The organism is Bacillus sp. NPDC077027, assembly GCF_050269555.1.
Taxonomy (GTDB): domain Bacteria; phylum Bacillota; class Bacilli; order Bacillales; family Bacillaceae; genus Bacillus.
Window position 1 is genome coordinate 509,337 of the sequence record NZ_JBNNIO010000002.1, and the last position, 21,300, is coordinate 530,636.

Genomic DNA, 21,300 nt, shown 5'->3' on the forward strand with positions numbered 1-21,300 from the left:
TTATGACCATTTTCATGAAAAACTTTTTTAACAAACCTCATTGAGCTATAATAAAAGAATTGGAATCTTTTACTTGGTTAGGAGCGAGTGCAATGCTTCAGCACAACATCAATGAAGAAGAATTGAAACAAACAGCCGAACAGATCAAAGAACTTCTTCCTGTGACAGATGAAAACAAACAACTCATCAAAAAAGCATTGATTACATATAGACAGGACAGTGTTTACCGTCTCAAGCAAGAGTCTGATACTGAATGGTCTGCTTATGTCCATGATGTGATGGCAGCAAGGGTTAACCTACATTTGCTGTTTCCAGTCATCAGCAGTTGCTCATGTCCCGCCGAGGGAATATGCAAACATATCCTTGCCACTTTTTTTTCGTTGTACGCGAGTGTAGAGAGTGTCACAGCTTTTACTGAACGTTGGTCTGAAAAAGAGGAGATTGAACGTAGCAAAGAGCTTATTAGAGAACACTTTCAGGTAAAAAGACCAGATGAACAATCCCTTCAAAGCTGGCTAACTTTTTTCGAAGAAGAATTCAGCTTATGGCTCAAGCGAACGCCTAAACACAATCAAACACCACAACATTTGTATTACGGATACTTATCGATTTTAAAAAAACACGCACCGAAAAAGCTCGAATTCAAGAGTCTTTATACCATCCACTCATCCATTGATGTTTGGCTCAGACTATATGAATTAATGGATCTTGGCAGAATTGATGCAGAGAAGGATTTTTATTCCATTAATCCGTATGTAGAACAGCTCATGAATTCAATTTTTGATGCAGTCGATCACTTAAAAACATATGCTCTTTCCTTTTCCCTCGACCCCTTTCTTGAAAACACACCTAAAACCGTCAGATCCCTCCTCCATATTAGCGGACCGTTCCAATACGAAAGAGTCGCTGTTTTTATGGAGATGTGGGGTACGATTTTAAATAGAGGAAAATGGGTCAAACAAGAAACCGTAGTGCTTAACAAATTGCAGGATCAAGAGCCAATGGTTGAACGTGGAATTGGTCTAATGCATATGGATTACTTGTTAAAGAAAGACGATACCGTTTTCAAACAATTGCGGTTATTTAACGCAAACATGATGCCCATAGTATTGAATTGGCTAAAAGACATGACCAGTCGAAAGGATTGGAAGAGGCTGAAACATTGGTACAATGAAATCTCCTATTTGGTGGAAGAGTACAGTCAACTTGACCTTTCGTACAGGGAACTTCGGGATGCCATCAGTGATTTCTTCTTCTACTTAGATACGTATGTCAAACAAACAAAAGATTCATTTTTATATGAACGTTATTGTCAAATCTGTATGCCCTATGCTTTTACAGAGTACAGTCAGCTTCTCTATGAACAACAAAGGTTTTCTGAATGGATTGAGATCCACAGCCTTGTTGGCTTTTCAATCAGTGAGCTTGAAAAAGAACTCATTCAAGTAATCGCCAAGCAGGAACCAGAAGCGCTCATCCCATCGTATCATCGTGAAATTTCAGTTCTCGTGGATCAAAAAAACCGTAGTGCTTATCGAGAAGCGGTCAAATTGCTTAAGAAACTACGAGCGCTTTATCACAAAGCGAAAAAACCTTCGATCTGGGAAAGATATCTCAAACAGCTTCAAGAATCAACAAAACGATTAAGGGCGTTTCAAGAGGAAATGAAGAAAGGAAAGTTGATTGATGACACGCCATAAACATATAATCATTCACACAGAACAAACAGAGGATTTTTCATTTTCCATCTCAGCACAAACCAATGATGGCGCACCTGTATCACTGAATGAAATGAAAAAACAACTTTTCCAATGGCATGAATCGTCTTTTTACGGGACCTTTTTAGAGGATGTAAGCTTTATTGGCACACCAGCCTTCCTGCTAAGCCCTTGGATGGCTGTTGAACTGCTAGGTAAAAGTTCATTTAACACCTTTAGTAGTATCGGATTAACAGATGAGACCGAACCGCTAATGAAAGCCGCTTCGACCATTTACGAATTTATCGAGGATGAAGATTTTGTTCCAGACTACGAAGCATGGACACAAGGTGCACTTCGCTTCAAAGATAAAGAAGGGCTCCTTGAAGGTTACACAGCTGATTGGTTTTCTCAAGCTGTGCATGACTATATGCAACACAATGATACATTCGGAACAAAATGGAACAGTATCCTGACACATTCACCTGCCATCACCTCCTTTCAAGGACATTTCCTAGATGAAGTGGATTTTTTAGAAACGATAGGCTGGATTAAGGATGACACACCATTTACCGTCGGCTTACGATTAAATGAGCCTGAATTCGACGGGGACGACTGGAAGATCGAGATGTTTCTGCGCGATAAAAAAACCAGTGATCTTCACTTTTTTGAAGGCATGTCTTCTCTCAAAAAATCATGGCGAACATATGAAGGTAAGCTGACAAGAGAGTTGGAGCGCTTCCAGCAAATTGTACCGTGGCTATCATTTACATCGGGAATCACACTCATTACAGAAGATGAGGCATGGCTGTTCCTTTCAGAGGCAAGTGAAACACTCGTGAATATGGGTATTGAAATCCTCCTTCCATCGTGGTGGCAAATCGTTAAAGACAGCAACATGATGCTCAAAGCAAAGGTTTCCTCTACACCGAGAGGAGAATCTCACGTTGGAATGGACGCTTTAATGGATTTCAATTGGCGCTTTGCCACAAATGGCATTGAGCTAACCGAAGAAGAATTCAATGAGCTCGTCAAAAGCAAACGACGCCTCGTCAATATTCGTGGTCAATGGATTAAAATTGACCCTATGTTCATTCAACAGATGAAAAAGATGATGGAACGAGCAGAAAACGAAGGCTTGCATATGTCCGATATTTTAACGCGAGAGCTTGCAAATCAAGAGGAACAATCCGAATCAATCTCTGAACTGCTTGACAGCTCTGCTTTTGCCCACATTCAATTTGAGCTCTCTTCTCAGCTCAGAGGTCTGATGCATCAGCTAAGTGATACACATGAGTTTCCAACATACGACATAAGCGAACAGTTCAAGGGAACATTGAGACCGTATCAACAACACGGTGTCAATTGGCTCTTATTTTTAAGAAAACATGGCTTTGGTGCATGCCTTGCAGACGATATGGGACTTGGAAAAACCATTCAAATGATCGCCTACTTCACCTACCTGAAAGAGCAAGAGAAAGAGTTAAGACCCTCCCTCATTATTGCGCCGACTTCGGTATTAGGGAACTGGCAAAGAGAGCTAGAAACGTTCGCTCCACATTTGAATGTTGCTTTACACTATGGACCGAGCAGACCGCAGGGAGACGATTTCTCCGCCACATATGAATCAGCAGATATTGTCCTCACATCCTATGGTTTAGCACATTCTGATCGTGAAGAGCTGACTTCTGCACAATGGAGTACAATTTGTTTAGACGAAGCACAGAATATTAAAAACGCTCATACAAAGCAATCGAGAGCGATTAGACAGTTAAAAGGACAGCATCATATTGCACTCAGCGGCACACCGATGGAGAATCGCCTGACAGAACTTTGGTCTATCTTCGACTTTATGAACAAAGGATACCTTGGTAGCCTCACTAATTTTCATAAAAAGTTTGTATTACCGATTGAAAAAGACCGAGAAGAAAAACGAATTCACCAGCTACAAAAGCTCATTAAACCGTTTCTATTAAGAAGAACCAAGCAGGACGAAGAAGTAGCACTAAACCTACCAGAAAAATTAGAAGAAAAGCAATTCATTCCACTGTCGGCGGAACAGGCGTCATTATATGAACAGCTTGTAAAGGATACATTTGATCATATGGCTTCACTTGCAGGGATGCAAAGAAAAGCCATTATTCTCAGTATGCTTGGCAGACTCAAACAAATATGTGACCATCCTGCGCTTTACTTAAAAGAAAAAGGAACGGACATCAAACTTCTCAAACGGTCATTAAAAATGGATAAACTCGCAGAGCTTTTAAAAGCAATACATGAACAAGAAGAGAGCTGCTTGATTTTCACACAATATATTGAGATGGGCAACATGATCAAAAAGCTGACAGAGAAAATGTTTGGTGAACCTGTCCAATTTTTAAACGGTAGCTTGTCTAAGCAAGATCGGGATCGAATGGTCGAACGCTTCCAAAACAAAGAATTTAAAATTCTCATCTTATCCTTAAAAGCAGGTGGAACAGGTCTTAACTTAACTGCCGCTAACCATGTCATTCACTATGATAGATGGTGGAACCCTGCGGTTGAAAACCAGGCAACAGACCGTGCCTACCGCATCGGGCAAAAAAGATTCGTCCATGTCCATAAGATGATTACAACTGGAACAATTGAAGAAAAAATTGACAAAATGCTTGAAACAAAACAAACCTTAAATGATCAAATTATTCAAAGTGAAAATTGGATTACAGAGATGTCTACGAACGAACTGGAAGAATTATTTACATTAAGTGCGGCAGCACAGTCATCATAACAAAAAAGCTGACTTTTCATTGAGAGAAAAGTCAGCTTTTTTATATTGATCTGCCCTCGCTCTAATGAAGTCAGATTTGAAGCTTCTTCAAAGCAGATTTTACATTCATAAACGTATTAAGATCACGAAAATCCGTTCTCAACTCGCCCATTTTCATCGCAAGATTTGGTTTGATGCCTGTGACGATTAATTCTGTACCAGTCATTAAAATCAAGTCATTCAGCTTAAAGATTGCATCTGCTACAAATGAATCGACCTTTAATAGACCCGACAAATCAACGATAAAATAATCATCCTTTGATTGTGAAATATAAGTTGAAACGGTTGAAATGATTTTCTCAAATCTTGGTTCTGTTAAAGTCCCAATGATCGGCAACACCGAAACACCATCCTTCACGGGCACAATTGGCACAGAGATATTCAGCACTTCATCAATCGACTGCTCCAGTAATTCTTGTTGTTCCTTCTCCTTTGTGACATCCTTCTGCAACCCAACAAAGTAGAGACGTTTTCCCCCTTGCTCATCAATCCAGAGGGGAGCAACACTTAGTTCATTCCAAAACATCTGTCCAGATTTCTTGAAGTTCTTCAATTGAACTGTAATGGAATCTTTATTTTCAATTGCTGACCGTATTTGATTCAGTACCGGTTCCTGTGCTTCGTCTCCCTGTAGGAAACGACAATTCCGACCAAGAACTTCCGATTCTTTATAGCCGGTCATATCTAAGAAACCTTTATTTATATAGATTAAAGGATTATCAGGTAATGACGGATCTGTTACCGTCAAGCCAACCTGTGTATAATCTAAAGCTTTCTTTATTAAATACAGATTCTCAGACTGATACGATCCCAGCGCCATCTTTTAGTCTCCTTCAAATTCCTTGCATTCAATTACTTCTCATAGTTAAATTATATGATGTTCATGATAAAGTGTAAACAGAAGGAATCCGATCTATTCTTGTAGAGATTGCTCATATCCTGCACACACAAAGGCGCATTTATGCATAGATAGCGTCATAAGAAGTATTACTTTAATATGTGACGTATCATATGCGCCACACCGTTTTCATCATTTGTTAATGTCACAACATCTGCCATCTCTTTAATGTCTGCCCGCGCATTTCCCATCGCAACGCCTATCCCTGCTGCTTCAAGCATTGAATAATCATTCAAACTATCACCGACTGCTGCTGTTTTGTTTAAATCAATGCCAAGCCGCTCAGCAAGGCGTGTTAATGCCTGACCTTTAGATGCAAACTTAGAGCCAATTTCAAAGTTATGATCAGCCGAACTGACCAGTGTTATATCTTCATCATGTTCAAAAGCTTCCCATCCAGCTTTCAGCTTGTCTGCATAGAATGTAAAACCTAAAATGTTATAAAAATCGATTTCTTTCCCTTCGTCAAACAAATCCTCATATGTGTTGATATATGCAAAGCCAGACTGACTATACTGAACCTCTGCAGCATGCTTCAAGACCTCTCCATCTGTCTGTGGATTTGCACTCTTTAACCGATCTATTTCAATTGCCAAAAGCTCTCTACCATTGTTTGGTGTAAAGATTGCCTCGTTTGTGAATACCTCGTAATAATAGTTTCGTTCTTCAAGCCATTTTAAAATCTGTTTGGCTCTGCTTTTATGTAAAGGCGCTGAATGAAAGATATGACCCTTTGGATCATGAATAACTGCACCATTAGCACTAATTACCCACGTGTTCATTCCAAGCTGATCGAAAATAGCTTTCACATCGAAATAAGCTCTTCCTGTTGAGACCACAACCTCTATTCCATTTGCGGCTGCTTCTTTTAAAGCTTTTTCATTTTCTGCACTTACCTTGTGTTCACTGTTCAATAAAGTCCCGTCTAAATCTGTCGCAATTAATTGAATATTAGTCATAGCCCTCTCCTTTATTTTCCTTTTTTGAACTTATCCTGATATATTCCACCCTTATCAACCTCATTATGTAATGCACTTCATGCTTTTGCAAGTGGTGATTGCTTACGCTAAATAAAAGAGTATCCAGCCTATCAATAGGCCGGATATACAATTAAGGGGGATTGAAGGGGACGCACATATGCGTATTCGGTTCTATTATTACGCAACGTACACGTGCAAAAGGTAAAGGTAAAAAAGCTTTAGCCATAGAGGGGGGCAACTGCTTTTCTGATTGCACCTTACCTTTTGATTCGACTGCCTCCTTTCTTCTTTGATGACACATAGTCTACTAGCTAAGCACGAAATAGACAAAACGAGGAAATCACATTTTCCAAATCTAAAATAAAGTTTTCATTTAATATTTTTGTTTTTTACACGATTGATGTAAAACATCATTTTATTTTGCTTTACGAAATATTTATTTTTGATAAATTTATTAAAAATATCTGAATGTATCCAGTTACTTGATTGCATATGTATGTACTTTGAGCCATCCCAAGCAAACCAATAAAAAGTTAGCTTTCCCTCATAAACAGATAAATGAAATTCAAAACGGTCCATCTGATCCTCTGTTATATACTTAAATGTCAGTTGGTGCTCATCTTCTATGTATACATCACAAAATGGTTCCTTCTTTAACCAAGTATACACTCTCCCGTTTTCAGTACTTGTCTTCTCCTTACTTCTCATGTGAATTTCTCTCAGCTGATAGGACTCCATAAAACATCTCCTTTTTCGCTTAATATGTGCTGACTTCATAGGTAGCGGTTTCATTTCTACGGATGTTGTATGCTATAATGATAAATACCATTAACGAAAGCTTGTGAGGTGATTGAATTGAAAACCTTTAGGCTGATTGATTTAAAAATCGAACTGGATCCTAAACAAGATAAAATGTCCAGCATTCCTCTTAGTGACGGCTTAATTATTAATCAAGAAGACGGTGAAAATCACTGGATGATTGAGGCACTCATTCAAAAGAAACATAGACAGGTATTTGAAGTATTATTTCAACAACATACAGAAGTGAAAATTCTCGTGACGATTACGAAAGAAAACAACCGACCTGTTCACTTGTCTGTACAAGTCAAAAACATCGTATCATTAGACGAGCATATCTCTGTTTTACTCGATGGTAAAATGATCACAAATAGGTACAGAACAGAAACAGAAGAAGTATTAAAAGATCTCGTCAAAGAAGGACTCTCTGGAGAGAAACTTCTTGATGCCTTTAAACAAAACACGTAAAAAAGAGCGGATCAGCCGCTCTTTTTTTATTGTACATCCTTTGATTGGCTCTGATTTTTTAATAAATCTCTAATTTCAGTTAGCAACACCTCTGTTTGTTCAGGCGTTTCAATAGCCTCTTCCTCCACATTTTTCCGTTTCAATTTATTCAAATAGCGAATAAAAAGGAAAATAGAAAACGAAATAATGAGGAAATCAACTACAGTTTGTATAAAATTCCCATATAAAATTTGGGCAGAACCAATTTTGATAGATAATCCATTAAAATCATGGCCACCAATGATGATCCCTACTAGCGGCATGATGAGATCATTGACAAGTGAAGTAACAATTTTTCCAAATGCTCCGCCAATAATGACCCCAACGGCTAAGTCAATAACATTACCCTTGACCGCAAACTCTCTAAATTCTCTTAGCACCATAATCACCTTCATCTTTTTTTGTCTAATATGACGTTTTTTTATCAAAAATGCAAGTCTTTCTTTCATTCTTCGTCATCAGCATAAAAAAAACGGCTCATCTATCATGAACCGCTTTCCCTTATTTTATACTTTCGGACCAATTGAGAATGTAAGCTCCGCTTCACATGCTACTTCGCCATCAACTGTTGCTACAGCTTTTCCTTTTACAACAGGACCACGAAAGCGCGTTATTTCTACCTCTAAGCGTAACTGATCACCCGGCTTGACTTGTTTCTTAAAACGGCAGCCATCAATACCAGCAAATAGCCCAATTTTTCCTTTGTTTTCCTCTTTGTTTAGCATAATCACTCCGAAAACCTGTGCTAAAGCTTCAACAATTAACACACCCGGCATCACAGGATAGTCAGGAAAATGTCCATTAAAAAACTCTTCATTTGCTGTTACGTTTTTAATACCAACCGCTCTTTTTTCACCATCGACCTCTAAAATACGATCCACTAGTAAAAATGGATAGCGGTGTGGAATAATCTCTTTAATTTGCTGAGCATCAAGCATATCTTGATCTCTCCTTCTTCTATATATCACTTACATATGGAATGATTCCTTTAGTAGTATATTATGAATGAGCTGATTTTTCAATGATGAGCTAACGATATTGTGGAAAATAATTACTTTTCACTATTACCTTTAGTCGACAAATATAATCCACTCTACTCTAATAGAATTCTCACAAATATGATAATATAAATGAAATCATTTATTTGAATAAGAGGGTAAAAATGAATATTATAAGCGACAAATCCATTAGAAAATTACTCAATTCATGGTATAACATGCTGAAATACCGTCATTTCATAGAAGCTGAAGAAATCAAAACAACACTTGCTAAATATAAAAGAAAACTATCGAAAAAACGCGAACTTTTTCTACATTATCAATTGATGTATTTTCGTCATCAAATATCGTTTGATCAGCCAGAAGGCCTAGAAAATATAAGAAATGATCTTCTATTATATGAACATGAAATGTCTGCTAAACTCCAATACTATTTATATTTCTTTATTGGATTGTATGAGTCATCAGTTAGTAACGACCATAACCAATCGATTCATTATTTAAAACTTGCAGAGGAGAGACTACCTCTTTTACAGGATGAACTAGAAGAAGCAGAGTTTCACTTTCGGACAAGTGGTGTATATTACAACAATAGATACCCTTTATTATCCATTAAGCACATTGAAAAATCGATGGATATCTTTGAGAAACATGGTGATATCCATAGCCTAAATCGGTGTAAGATTGTGCTTGCACTCAATTTCAGTGATCAAAAAAAATACCAAGAAGCAGAAAGAATTTTTCTAGACATTATTAAATATGTCAAAATGATTGATGACCAATCACTGCTCGGCATTGTTTATTACGACGCTGGTTTTATTAAATCCAGACAAAATTTACATCAGGAAGCATTATTCTATTTCAAGCAGGCGCTTCGTCTCCCTGCCTATAGGCGCTCATCGCATTCTTACGTCTGTTGTTTATACGAAACCGCTCGTTCATGCTTCAAAGAGAATTTAACAGAGGAAGGAATGCAATATATACAAAAAGGGTTAAAGGAGTCTATCGCTCGTCATTTTGATATTCTAAGAATGAAATTTCAAATACTGAATCTGCTTTACAGCCAATCTCCTCATGCTGATGAACAAATTGCGACACTTGTGACATGCCTTGAAGAAAAAGAAGCATGGGTTGATCTCGAAGACCTGCTCGCAGATGTCTCTGATTTCTACAAAAAAAAAGGCGACTTTGGCAAAGCCGCCTTTTTCATTATGAGAGGCTAGATTGCTCGCCTCGAATTCAATTATCTCACCTGATTAATTAAACCTAGCATCTGGTCTCCCATTGTAATTGTTCTAGAGTTCAACTGGTATGCTCTTTGTGTTGTCATCAAATCTGTCATTTCCTTGGATATATCAACATTTGATGTTTCAAGTGCACCTTGCTGAAGCTGGATGTTTTGACGGTCTGCACCATTTAAAGCTGTTAAAGCGATCCCTTGATAATTTCCATCAATTGAAAACAAATTATCGCCTTCAGAAACCAGTGCTGAAGAATTATTCACTTGAACGACACCAAGATTAAACTGTTGATTTGGTTGATTATTTCTAGAAATCGCTGTTAACGTACCGTTCTTATTAATTGAAATATCACTAAAATTACTGTTTAACACGATGGCATTCCCATTTTCATCAAGAACCGGATAACCTTCTTTTGTGACCAGTTGGACCTGATTGTTGTTCGCCCCAGGTTGCAGATAGAGTGATCCATCTCTTGTGTAGCGAACATTTCCTGCAGCATTTATCTGCAAATATTGCGAAGGCGCACTAAAAGCAATATCTAAATCACGGCCAGTTTCTTTTATTGAACCTTGCAGCGAATTAACAGATGCATTCACCATTGTTCCTGTACCAAGACGCAGTCCGTCAGGTGTTAGGCGGCTATCTGTCACCTGCTGATTATTTTCATCCACTTGGTTGAACTGCTGTCTAATTAGTTCTGAAAATCGTGTATTTTTCGTTTTATAGCCCGTCGTTTCACTATTGGCTATGTTATTACTTATGATATCAAGCTGCTTTTGCACCTCGTTCATTGATACTGCTGCGTTGATCATTGTTCTAAGCATACTGATCCTCCATTCGTGACACTGTTGCCATCAGCTAGTAAACTCTCCCGATTTCATTTACTGCTTTTTCTAAGCTTTTATCATATGCTTGAATGACTTTTTGGTTTGTCTCAAAAGATCTGTATGCTGCTGTCATTTCCGTATATGATTTTGTTACATCTACATTGGACAGCTCAGATATTCCTTGGCTCACTGTATATGTGATTTGACCATTATTCACTGCACTTGGAAGAGGCTGATTATCTTCTGTACGATACAAGTCATTTCCTTCACGTGCCAAGTTTCTCGTATCCATTGCAACACGTACATCAATCTGTCCAAGGTTCTGACCGTTTTCTGTCACAGTACCATCTGGATTGACTTTGAAGTTCTCGCTCTGAACTGTGATCGGTTCGCCCGTTACAGAAAGAAGAAGATTTCCATTAATCGTTAACTGATTTTGTTCATTCATTGTCAGCGAACTACTTTTCGTGTAGCGCACACCATTTTGTGTATTAACGGCATAAAACAAAGCAGATTTTTGGTTCGTCTCTTGGTTGATCGGAACGTTATTTTCAATCAATGCTACATCTGTCGTTTGGTCTGTCGTTTTTAACGTACCTTGTGTAAATTGCGGTATCAGCTCCTGCATATAAGTTCCAGTATTGATACCACCAATTGCTGTTTGCTGCGGGATGCTAAAGCTTTTACCTGACGATGTATTTAAGCTCCCTGATTCCATTCGGCTAAGTAGCATTTCTGGGAATGCCCTCATCGTACCTTCATCTGCTTTATATCCTGGTGTATTGGCATTCGCTATATTATTCGAAAGCATTTCTGTGCGTCGCTCCTGAGCAATCATAGCAGACGTTGCTGTATATAGACCTTTTAACATGCTCTCACCTCATCATGTTTCTTTCACATTGTCCAAAAATATAAGTACACAATCTTCTAAGCATTATATCGGCATTTTTTAGACTTCTTTAATAAAAACCCCTCATTCTTTTCAAAAAGAATGAGGGTATTTATTAGATCAGCTTACGTTTTGGAAGTTTGTCCATATTATCTAGCATGACGCCAGTACCAACTGCTACACAATCCATTGGATTTTCAGCTACAAAGACTGGAACTCTCAGCTCTTCTGCAAGCAATTGATCAAGGCCGTTTAGAAGTGCTCCTCCACCTGTAATGATGACACCACGATCAATAATGTCTGCTGATAGCTCAGGAGGTGTTCTCTCAAGCACTTGCTTGGCAGCCTGTACAATGACAGATACTGATTCACGCAATGCTTCTTCTACCTCTTTACTTGTGACTGAAATTGTTCTTGGTAATCCGGAAACCATGTCACGTCCACGAATTGAAATCTCTTCATGACGTGCGTCTGGGAATACCGTCGCAACCTGCACTTTAATATCCTCAGCTGTACGCTCACCAATCAATAGCTTGTACTCTTTTTTAATGTAATTTAAGATTTCAAGGTCAAACTTGTCTCCAGCCATTTTGATAGAAGAGGCGGTTACGATGTCACCCATAGAGATGACAGCAATATCTGTTGTTCCGCCTCCGATATCAACAACCATGTTTCCACTAGGCTGAAAAATGTCCATCCCTGCACCAATCGCAGCTACTTTTGGCTCTTCTTCAAGAAATACATGCTTACCACCGCTTTTTTCAGCAGCTTCTTTAATCGCTTTCTGCTCAACAGACGTAATGTTTGTTGGGCAGCAAATGAGCATACGCGGCTTCGAGAATAGCCCTTTTACATTCAGCTTGTTAATAAAATGTTTGAGCATCGCTTCAGTTACTTCAAAATCGGCGATAACACCATCTTTTAATGGACGGATCGCAACAATGTTCCCAGGCGTACGTCCAACCATCCGTCTAGCTTCTTCTCCAACAGCAAGTACTTTTCCGCTGTTTTTGTCAAGTGCCACAACAGATGGTTCATTTAACACAATTCCTTTTCCTTTGACATGAATCAGTACATTGGCAGTACCAAGATCAATTCCAATATCCCTAGCAAACATCTATATATATCCTCCTTGCAATCTGTTTCACAGCAAATACCACATTCTGCCCTAATTATATATTCTATCATAATTTGCTGAAAAAAAGATATTTCTTTACAAAAGTCTTTACAAAATTTGTGGTTAGAAACTACCGATATGAGGAAGATATATATGTCTTGTTTATGAACAAAGAACTAAGGTTACTACTTTACAGGCTCACCCTCTAGAATTTCTTCTTTCTTGTATTTTAGTTTGGTGGCTTCTCCTCCTCTTAAATGTCGAATTGATTTATGATAATCCAGTATCTCCTTCACTTCATTAGCCAGATCTGGATTAATTTCTGGCAGTCTTTCTGTTAAATCCTTGTGTACTGTACTTTTAGAGACTCCAAATTCTTTCGCAATTACACGAACGGTTTTCTTTGTCTCCACGATATACTTTCCTATCTTGATTGTTCGCTCTTTGATGTAATCGTGCACACCACTCGACCTCCCTAAAATGGATGTGAGAAGTGTGAAATGAGATCCGTATGAAGATCAATGATTGTCAGCAGCGCTTGTTCATCGTAAGCTCCCATCCATTGGCCATAAATTTTAAACACGATCCCTCACCTCAAACACTCTCTTTGTCAGGTTTGTAACAGTGTATTAGCTTTGAATAGGGAATATGCTAAAAATGAAGATGGGACAAGGGTTTTATCAGAAAATGCCAAAAAAAAAGAATTTATTTCGAGAATCGAAAAATCTACCTTTACAACCTAAAAAAGAACACGTAGAATAGGAGAAGTGATTTTATTTACCTAGCTAAATAATGATAAAAAGGTGAGCATATGAATCGATTAAACAGGCAGTGTATACATCAAATTCATCAAGGGGCGAGGCTCCTTTCTAAAAAAGCAAATGAAGCATTAGCGGCCTATGATTTATATATGTCCCAATGGACCGTACTTTTTTGCCTTGATACTTTTGGTCCAAAAACACAAAAGGAAATCTGGACGTATCTCAACGTCGAAGCACCAACCATTACACGAACGGTGACACGTTTGGAAGCGAACGGTTGGGTCCAAAGAGTGCAAGGAAAAGACAAACGTGAAAATCTGATCGTCATGACCGAAGACGCACGTGATACATTCATGGAAATCAAACAAACAATGGAACAATTCGAGGACGAGTGTCTGTCAGGATTTACCGATGGGGAGAAACAGCTTCTCCATACCCTTTTGCAAAAGTTATCAACTGAATAGGAAGTGACATACATCATGAAAGAACGCATATGGACGAGAGACTTTATCATGATTGTCCTTGTTAATTTATTTACGTTCATCTCTTTTTATGCCCTTCTGACACTGCTTCCCATTTATACGATAGATGTTTTAAATGGGACAGAATCACAGGGCGGTCTTTTAGTAACGATCTTTTTACTTTCCGCCATTTTGACACGTCCGTTTTCAGGCGCAATAATTGAACGGTTTGGCAAGAAAAGAGTAGCGATCTTATCTTCGATGGCGTTCGCTTTTTTAACGTATTTATATATACCTATCGACCACTTTCAAGTATTGCTTGTTCTTCGATTTATACAGGGTATCTTTTTTAGCATTTTGACAACCGTTACAAGTGCTATCGTAGTCGATATGATTCCTAAGAAAAAACGAGGTGAAGGCTTAGGTTATTTCATCATGTCAATGAATCTGGCTGTAGTCATTGGCCCGTTTATTGCGTTAAATCAAGTGGGCAAAGTCGGTTTCCATACATTATTTCTTTTATTTTCCATCATTGTGACAATCGGTGCGGTTTTTACTATATTCATTAGACAACCTGTACCAGAGGGAGGGGGATCTGTTGTTTTCCGATTCACTCTCTCCCATCTTTTTGAAAAAGGTGCATTAAAAACGGCGGCTGTTGGCATTATTATTTCTTTCTGCTATTCACCGATTATTTCATTTATTTCGGTTTATGCGAATTCACTTCATTTGATGGATGCTAGCAGCTATTTCTTCATTGTATTTGCCGCCGCCATGCTCGGCTCCCGCCCTTTTACAGGAAAGCTATTTGACCGAGTTGGTCCTAGCATCGTGATTTACCCTTCGATTGCTCTATTTGCACTCGGTCTATGTATGTTAACTATCACACACTCAGCAACAATGCTGCTTCTATCAGGTGCTGTCATTGGACTCGGATACGGTTCCCTTGTTCCTTGTTTGCAAACACTTGCTATCCAGCACTCCCCTGCGCATCGTACAGGTTATGCTACAGCCACATTCTTCACTTTATATGACTCAGGCATCGCCGCAGGTTCATTGATTTTCGGAATACTTGTTAGTTTTACTGATTTTTCAAATGTGTACTTAATCGCAGGAATCCTTGTTCTATTTAGCATGGTCGTCTTTTATTGGAGTGAGAAAAAACCTACTGAAGCAAAGACAGCACGCCAAAAGGTTTCAGTATCAGAATAGGATACTATTTTAAACTTCAGAGAAAACATGCTAAAATATAGGATATTTCAAATAAAGCGCACATGCTCGTTTGAAAAATAGCAAAGCAATAAGCGAAAGTATAGGTGATGATTTGAATTACGAATTGTTTAAAGCCATACACGGAATGGCACATCATTCTGATTTTTTAGATCAGGTCATGATCTTCATTACAGATAAAGCCCTCATCGTGTATGCACTTGTTTTACTTCTTTGCTGGTTTGCGGGTAATCATGACTTTAAAAAGCATGTATTCTTCTCAGGTATCACAGGAATTATGGCACTAATTGTGAACTTCGCCATTACATTGTTTTATTATGAGGAACGTCCATTTGTTGCACATAAAGTGGATACACTCATTCCACATTCAGCAGACGCTTCCTTTCCAAGTGACCACACAACGGGTGCTCTTGCCCTTTCATTAGCTATTAGATCACGCAATAAAAAACTTGGAAACATTCTGCTGATTTTTGGTCTACTCACAGGTTTCTCTCGCATTTGGGTTGGCCACCATTATCCATTTGATGTATTAGGCAGCCTGATCGTATCGATTGTCGTTGTCTTTCTCATGAATAGGTTATGGAAATTCTTTGATTCTCCAATTGATCGTATCGTCACATTCTATGAGACAATTGTAGGCAAGGTATTGAAAAAGAAAAATAAAGATCAGAAGTCTGATCTCTCTAACTTATAAAGCGACCAGCGATAAAGGAATGCGGAAGTCACTCTCCCCACTTTATCCTGGCGCTTTTTTTCCTGTTTGAACTTGCTTCACAAGTGTTGAAAAATACAAACTCACACCAATTCCTAGTAAAGAAATAAACACAAGTATCCAACCAAGGCGCTCAAAGTGTGCACCTGCAATCTCTTTTCCAAATAGCATTCCCAGCACCGCCGAGGACAAAATGGAACCTAGATAACGGCAAGTTTGAAAGAGCCCAGAAGAAGTACCAATCATATGTCCTGGACTGGCATTTAGCATGGCGGACTGAAGAGCAACATTGCCAATCCCATAACTTAAACCAAGCAAAGAAAGAATAACTCCTTTTCCAACCAATGGCGCAGGAATAAAAAAGAATGTCATCGCCGATGCACCTGCGAGCATCAGCACCGAGCTCGCCAGAATTGGATGTCGTTCATCTCCGAGGTCAATCCATTTCCCCGTAATCGGTGAAATGATGATACTCACCCCTGACATACAAAGCATAAATAATCCTGTTATTTCTACATGCCAACCCAATTCATCCTGAAAATAACTTGGAAGACCAAAAAATAAACAATAGAAGAAAATATTTAATACGATAAATTGTAAATAGACAGTCGACAGTCGCTTTTGCGAGCGAAATAGACGAATATCAATGAACGGATGATCGATCTTTAACTCCCACCATATAAAAGCACCACCGCTCAATAAACATAAAACCCCCTGCGCATACTGAATCCCACCCGAGAGAGAAAGTAAAAATGAGAGCAACAGGACAATGCATAATGTGAAAAGCAGCATCCCTGGTAAATCAAGTGTTCTTAAAGCTACTTTGACACGTATTCCTTCTTTCTTCTTCCCTTTAGGAAACATAAAAAGCCCCAGACCAAAACTTATGAAAATAAAAGGAAGGTTCACGAGAAAAATCGCTGACCACCCGCCAAATGTGATCAAAAATCCACCAAGTGTCGGACCAAGTGCAGTCATGGCAGATGCAAAAACGGATAGTACCGCAAGCGCCGATGCTTGTCTTTCTTTTACATGATCCCTAATTAAACCAACACCTGATGGATAGATTGCACTGCTTCCAATCGCCTGCAATAAACGAATCACGATGAGTATTTCAAAGGTTGGTGCAAACGGGGCGCAAATAGCCGAGATCGCAACAAGTACAAGTCCGAATAAAAAAAGGGTTCTTCGGCTAATCAAACCATCTCCAATTCGACCACTGACAGGTTGTGTAACGGCACTTGCTAAATAAAATGTAGAAATGAGCCACGATACAGTCGTAAACGATAAGTGAAAATCATGTTGAATTTGATGAAGCGCTAAGGAAATCATTGAGGAGTTTAATGGATTTAACATCGTCCCAAATGCGACTGCTGTCAAAAAGATCTTTCGATTTTCTCTTGAAATGTTCATTCCATTCCACTCCTTTCGTAGTTCAGCACAACAATCTCCCCCCTTTTATCTTTCCGTTATTATGTTGTTGAACTACCTTTTTTAATCTCACCCATTCAATAAAAGGACAGTTCTCTCTTTCTGTGCCTAGACATACAGTAAAAGAGGGCGAGCTTTTGGAAAAACACATATAAAATTGAGAATATTTCGAACTAATGGTAAGATGCACACATCATTTGAACGCCTGCTTTTCTCTTATTTGGAGAAGCGGCTAAAAAGGAGGAAAAGCCTATTTTAAGAAAAAGACTGTTTTCAATCCCAGCCTTTTTCATAGTTGCAGTATTACTTCTGTCTGCGTGTGGCACAAATCAAACAAACGGTAACGGAGACAAAAGTAATTCTACAGCGAAAGGGTCACCGATTTTGGAGGATGGAAAATTTGTATTTGCAGCGTCTGGAGAATTCCGGCCATTCAGCTATATGGAAGGTAACAAAATGGCTGGCTTTGATATCGATGTAGGAAATGCTATCGCTGACAAGCTCGGTCTAGAACCTGTCCAAAAGAAATACAAATTTGCTGGCATCGTAGAAGGTATCAAAGCAGGCAAATTCGATGCCGCTATCGCAAGCCATACCATCAATGAGGAACGAAAAAAACATGTTCTTTTTTCTAAACCGTACTATTACTCAGGTCCCCAAATCTTCACAAGACCAAATGCCAAGATCAAAACATCGACAGATTTAAAAGGAAAAGAAATTGCCGTTTCAAAAGGTTCTTCCTATGCCGCGATAGCAAAAAAACATAGCGATCAGGAACCGAAGTATTATGACAGTGATGTCGTAGCACTTGAGGCATTATCAAATGGAAAACATGATGCCGTCATAACTGACTTTGCCACTGGAGCCGAAGCGATGAAAAAAAAGCTGAAGATCAAAGCACAGGAAAGGCTTGGTCAAAGTGAACAAGCGATTGCAGTTTCAAAAGAAAATGAAGATCTCATAGAAGAAATCAACAATGCCCTTGATGCCCTAAAGAAAGACGGAACACTGAAGAGCATAAGTGAGACGTACTTTGACGAAGATATCACAGTCAAACAGAAATAAAACCACGATCGTGTGCCCTCATGAAGGCGCACTTTCTTCAAATGGAGATGATTGATTTTGCCTAGCCTATCACACTTTTTCCAAACGTTGATTGATTCTAGAGGCATCTTCTTTGAAGGAATGCTGTTGACTCTTCAATTAACCGTCATTAGCATTTTAATAGGAATGATCATTGGCCTCTTCTTTGCACTGCTGAAAATCTCTAGACTCAAACCATTCATTTATTTGGCTAACGCCTATATTTTCCTTGTGAGAGGCACACCACTGATTGTACAAATTTTCATTTTGTACTTTGGCCTGACTGAATTAAACATCCCTGATTTTTGGGCCGCCTCTATTGCTCTTGCCTTTCACAATGGTGCCTATATTGCAGAAATCTTTCGTGGAGCCATCCAATCTATCGACAAAGGTCAACAGGAAGCCGGGCGATCTCTTGGCATGAGCCACTTTTTGACCATGAGGCGCATTATCCTTCCTCAATCAATGAGACGAGCACTACCACCACTTGGAAATCAATTTATCATCGGACTAAAAGATTCATCACTCGCTGCCTTCATTAGTGTCAATGAATTGTTTAATGTGGCAACCACTCAAGGCTCCAACAGCTTTGACAATATGACTTATCTACTTGTGGTCGCCATCTACTACTTAATCCTTGTACTTCTGTTAACATTTGCTGTCCAGACCTTTGAAAAAAAGCTTTCGGCAAGCGATCAATAGGAGGAAGAGCATGACAGAACATAAAGAAATCATTCGTGTTGAGAACTTAAATAAAACTTTCGGAAGCCTTCATGTGTTAAAGGACATAAACCTGACTGTGCACGAAAATGACGTGGTCGTGTTAATAGGCGCGAGCGGTTCAGGAAAAAGCACCTTGCTCCGATGCTTAAATTTTTTAGAAATGAAAGATGACGGAAACATTATCATCGACGGCAACCCAGTTCATCCAAAACGCGATCATTTGAATCACTTGAGACAAAGAATAGGGATGGTATTTCAGCACTTCAACCTCTTCCCTCACAAAACCGTCTTAGACAATATTATCGAGGCACCCATTATGGTCAAAAAGACAAAAAAAGATATCGCCATCGCTGAAGGTACTCAGCTTTTAGAAAAGGTCGGACTAAAAGACAAAGCCAACGTCTTTCCATCTAAATTATCCGGAGGCCAAAAGCAGCGAGTCGCCATCGCCCGCTCACTTGCCATGAAGCCAGATGTCATGTTATTTGACGAACCAACATCAGCCCTCGACCCTGAGCTTGTTGGAGAAGTGCTACAAACCATGAAAGCATTAGCAAAAGAGGGCATGACCATGATCATCGTGACTCATGAAATGAATTTTGCACGAGAAGTAGCTGATCGGGTTGTATATTTGCATGACGGAAGAATCATTGAACGAGGGACACCGACAGAGCTATTCGATTCCCCACGTGAGGAACGAACAAAACTCTTTCTGAGTTCAATTCTATAGGACAAACGCCCTTCATTTTTACAGAAAATCTCACGTTCGTGCTCATTTTTAACGAACTTTTCATCCATTTATATTTAAAATAACCAAAAACCATGTTAGATAAACTAACATAAATATGTTATATATTACTTTTCTCTCTATAATAAAGAATTAAGAACTCAATCTATTCTGAATTATACGGGGGAATGTAGCATGCAAATGGGTGATACGGTATTTATGTTTTTCTGTGCATTACTCGTGTGGCTAATGACACCGGGTCTCGCATTATTCTATGGGGGACTCGTCAGAACAAAAAACGTACTAAGTACAACAATGCATAGCTTAACTTCACTAGCTATCGTGTCAATTGTCTGGATCTTGTTCGGTTATTCTTTAGCCTTCGCACCAGGGAATGCGTTAATTGGAGGATTTGACTGGGTTGGACTAAAAGGGGTCGGCTTCGAACCTGGTTCATATAGCGAGACCATTCCGCATTCATTGTTTATGATGTTTCAAATGACATTTGCTGTTTTAACAACGGCGATCATCTCGGGTGCTTTTGCAGAGCGCATTCGCTACTCAGCCGTTGTTGTCTTTACATTACTATGGGTCACATTCGTATATGCACCAGTAGCACACTGGGTTTGGGGCGGTGGCTGGATTGGTGAAATGGGCGCACTCGATTTCGCCGGCGGTAATGTTGTACACATTTCCTCAGGTGTTGCTGGGCTAGTCATTGCCATCGTACTTGGCAAACGAAAAGAAGCCTCTAGCTCATCACCACATAACTTAATATACACATTACTTGGTGGTGCAATTATTTGGTTTGGTTGGTTTGGCTTCAATGTTGGAAGTGCACTCACCCTAAACAGCGTAGCGATGTATGCTTTCATCAATACAAACACAGCTGCTGCTGCAGGGATCATCGGCTGGCTATTGGTTGAATGGGTTACAAATAAAAAACCAACGATGCTTGGTGCAATATCTGGTGCAATCGCAGGCCTAGTTGCCATTACACCTGCTGCTGGTTTCGTCACACCATTCGCTTCGATCATCATAGGAATCATCGGCGGAATCGTCTGCTTCTGGGGCATTTTCACCCTTAAAGCAAAACTTGGGTACGATGATGCACTTGATGCCTTCGGATTACACGGGATTGGCGGTACATGGGGAGGCATTGCCACAGGTCTATTCGCAACAACTTCTGTCAATGACGGAGGCGCAAACGGATTATTTTATGGAGACCCAAGTCTACTTTGGAAACAAATCGTTGCCATTGTTGCCACATACGCCTTTGTTGCAATCATGACGTACGTTATCATAAAAGTGGTCAATGTATTTCTCAAAATTCGAGCAACCGAAGAAGAAGAATCAATTGGTCTTGATTTAACAATGCATGGTGAAAAAGCCTATCAAGATTAAAAGAAATGGG

The 21,300-nt window shown here is 39.2% G+C and carries 20 protein-coding genes and 1 pseudogene; 11 read left to right on the top strand and 10 right to left on the bottom strand.

From position 1 onward, the window contains the following. Nucleotides 1–92 precede the first annotated feature (92 nt). Nucleotides 93–1,700, top strand: a complete 1,608-nt coding sequence (locus tag ACQKEZ_RS08130; RefSeq protein WP_427299798.1) for an SWIM zinc finger family protein — start codon at nucleotides 93–95, stop codon at nucleotides 1,698–1,700. Next, nucleotides 1,687–4,464: a DEAD/DEAH box helicase gene (locus ACQKEZ_RS08135; protein WP_427299799.1), complete on the top strand. Its 2,778-nt coding sequence runs from the start codon at nucleotides 1,687–1,689 to the stop codon at nucleotides 4,462–4,464. Before ACQKEZ_RS08130 ends, ACQKEZ_RS08135 begins: the two co-directional genes overlap by 14 nt. A gap of 70 nt (nucleotides 4,465–4,534) precedes the next feature. On the opposite strand, the gene ACQKEZ_RS08140 is transcribed toward ACQKEZ_RS08135, so the two are convergent. From ACQKEZ_RS08140 to ACQKEZ_RS08150, 3 genes are all read right to left on the bottom strand, one after another. Further along, on the bottom strand, nucleotides 4,535–5,323 hold the full coding sequence (locus ACQKEZ_RS08140; protein ID WP_427299800.1) for a PAS domain-containing protein: 789 nt from the start codon (nucleotides 5,321–5,323) through the stop codon (nucleotides 4,535–4,537). Nucleotides 5,324–5,490: 167 nt separating this feature from the next. Next, a complete protein-coding gene (locus tag ACQKEZ_RS08145) occupies nucleotides 5,491–6,351 on the bottom strand; it encodes a Cof-type HAD-IIB family hydrolase (protein ID WP_427300521.1) in 861 nt (286 codons plus the stop codon). Between the two features lie 399 nt (nucleotides 6,352–6,750). Then, entirely contained in the window at nucleotides 6,751–7,119 is a 369-nt protein-coding gene (locus tag ACQKEZ_RS08150) for a hypothetical protein (RefSeq protein WP_427299801.1), read from the bottom strand. A 117-nt stretch (nucleotides 7,120–7,236) separates the two neighbouring features. Between ACQKEZ_RS08150 and ACQKEZ_RS08155 the strand changes: the two genes are divergently transcribed. Then, nucleotides 7,237–7,647, top strand: a complete 411-nt coding sequence (locus tag ACQKEZ_RS08155; RefSeq protein WP_427299802.1) for a YwpF-like family protein — start codon at nucleotides 7,237–7,239, stop codon at nucleotides 7,645–7,647. A gap of 26 nt (nucleotides 7,648–7,673) precedes the next feature. On the opposite strand, the gene mscL is transcribed toward ACQKEZ_RS08155, so the two are convergent. Next, nucleotides 7,674–8,066, bottom strand: coding sequence for a large conductance mechanosensitive channel protein MscL (gene mscL / locus ACQKEZ_RS08160; protein WP_427300523.1), 393 nt, complete (start codon nucleotides 8,064–8,066; stop codon nucleotides 7,674–7,676). A 126-nt stretch (nucleotides 8,067–8,192) separates the two neighbouring features. Next, entirely contained in the window at nucleotides 8,193–8,624 is a 432-nt protein-coding gene (fabZ, locus tag ACQKEZ_RS08165) for a 3-hydroxyacyl-ACP dehydratase FabZ (RefSeq protein WP_427299803.1), read from the bottom strand. A gap of 224 nt (nucleotides 8,625–8,848) precedes the next feature. Between fabZ and ACQKEZ_RS08170 the strand changes: the two genes are divergently transcribed. Further along, entirely contained in the window at nucleotides 8,849–9,907 is a 1,059-nt protein-coding gene (locus tag ACQKEZ_RS08170) for a tetratricopeptide repeat protein (RefSeq protein ID WP_427299804.1), read from the top strand. A 20-nt stretch (nucleotides 9,908–9,927) separates the two neighbouring features. On the opposite strand, the gene ACQKEZ_RS08175 is transcribed toward ACQKEZ_RS08170, so the two are convergent. The 4 genes from ACQKEZ_RS08175 to spoIIID all read right to left on the bottom strand — a co-directional run bounded on the left by ACQKEZ_RS08175 (nucleotide 9,928) and on the right by spoIIID (nucleotide 13,219). Beyond that, nucleotides 9,928–10,749 (bottom strand): flagellar hook-basal body protein, encoded by an 822-nt coding sequence (locus ACQKEZ_RS08175; protein WP_427299805.1) that lies wholly within the window; start codon nucleotides 10,747–10,749, stop codon nucleotides 9,928–9,930. 34 nt (nucleotides 10,750–10,783) lie between these two features. Continuing rightward, nucleotides 10,784–11,623: a flagellar hook-basal body protein gene (locus tag ACQKEZ_RS08180; protein ID WP_427299806.1), complete on the bottom strand. Its 840-nt coding sequence runs from the start codon at nucleotides 11,621–11,623 to the stop codon at nucleotides 10,784–10,786. Nucleotides 11,624–11,756: 133 nt separating this feature from the next. Further along, on the bottom strand, nucleotides 11,757–12,758 hold the full coding sequence (mbl, locus tag ACQKEZ_RS08185) for a cell shape-determining protein Mbl (RefSeq protein WP_427299807.1): 1,002 nt from the start codon (nucleotides 12,756–12,758) through the stop codon (nucleotides 11,757–11,759). Nucleotides 12,759–12,943: 185 nt separating this feature from the next. Then, on the bottom strand, nucleotides 12,944–13,219 hold the full coding sequence (spoIIID, locus tag ACQKEZ_RS08190; RefSeq protein ID WP_427299808.1) for a sporulation transcriptional regulator SpoIIID: 276 nt from the start codon (nucleotides 13,217–13,219) through the stop codon (nucleotides 12,944–12,946). 350 nt (nucleotides 13,220–13,569) lie between these two features. Here spoIIID and ACQKEZ_RS08195 point away from each other — a divergent pair, with 350 nt between their 5' ends. The 3 genes from ACQKEZ_RS08195 (at nucleotide 13,570) to ACQKEZ_RS08205 (ending at nucleotide 15,904) form a co-directional block, all read left to right on the top strand. After that, nucleotides 13,570–13,983 carry a MarR family winged helix-turn-helix transcriptional regulator gene (locus ACQKEZ_RS08195; RefSeq protein ID WP_427299809.1) on the top strand — a complete coding sequence of 138 codons (414 nt, stop codon included), beginning with the start codon at nucleotides 13,570–13,572 and terminating at the stop codon, nucleotides 13,981–13,983. Nucleotides 13,984–13,998: 15 nt separating this feature from the next. Next, nucleotides 13,999–15,192, top strand: coding sequence for an MFS transporter (locus ACQKEZ_RS08200; RefSeq protein WP_427299810.1), 1,194 nt, complete (start codon nucleotides 13,999–14,001; stop codon nucleotides 15,190–15,192). Between the two features lie 112 nt (nucleotides 15,193–15,304). After that, nucleotides 15,305–15,904, top strand: coding sequence for an undecaprenyl-diphosphatase (locus tag ACQKEZ_RS08205; protein WP_427299811.1), 600 nt, complete (start codon nucleotides 15,305–15,307; stop codon nucleotides 15,902–15,904). Between the two features lie 42 nt (nucleotides 15,905–15,946). Here the strand turns inward: ACQKEZ_RS08205 and ACQKEZ_RS08210 are convergent, their stop codons facing one another. Continuing rightward, nucleotides 15,947–17,335: an MFS transporter gene (locus ACQKEZ_RS08210; RefSeq protein ID WP_427299812.1), complete on the bottom strand. Its 1,389-nt coding sequence runs from the start codon at nucleotides 17,333–17,335 to the stop codon at nucleotides 15,947–15,949. Nucleotides 17,336–17,529: 194 nt separating this feature from the next. On the opposite strand from ACQKEZ_RS08210, the pseudogene ACQKEZ_RS08215 reads away from it, so the two are divergent. The 4 genes and pseudogenes from ACQKEZ_RS08215 to ACQKEZ_RS08230 all read left to right on the top strand — a co-directional run bounded on the left by ACQKEZ_RS08215 (nucleotide 17,530) and on the right by ACQKEZ_RS08230 (nucleotide 21,290). Beyond that, nucleotides 17,530–18,418, top strand: a pseudogene (locus ACQKEZ_RS08215) (transporter substrate-binding domain-containing protein). 57 nt (nucleotides 18,419–18,475) lie between these two features. Next, entirely contained in the window at nucleotides 18,476–19,138 is a 663-nt protein-coding gene (locus ACQKEZ_RS08220; RefSeq protein WP_427299813.1) for an amino acid ABC transporter permease, read from the top strand. A gap of 10 nt (nucleotides 19,139–19,148) precedes the next feature. Then, nucleotides 19,149–19,889 carry an amino acid ABC transporter ATP-binding protein gene (locus ACQKEZ_RS08225; RefSeq protein WP_427299814.1) on the top strand — a complete coding sequence of 247 codons (741 nt, stop codon included), beginning with the start codon at nucleotides 19,149–19,151 and terminating at the stop codon, nucleotides 19,887–19,889. Nucleotides 19,890–20,081: 192 nt separating this feature from the next. Continuing rightward, nucleotides 20,082–21,290, top strand: coding sequence for an ammonium transporter (locus ACQKEZ_RS08230; RefSeq protein WP_427299815.1), 1,209 nt, complete (start codon nucleotides 20,082–20,084; stop codon nucleotides 21,288–21,290). Nucleotides 21,291–21,300 lie beyond the last annotated feature (10 nt).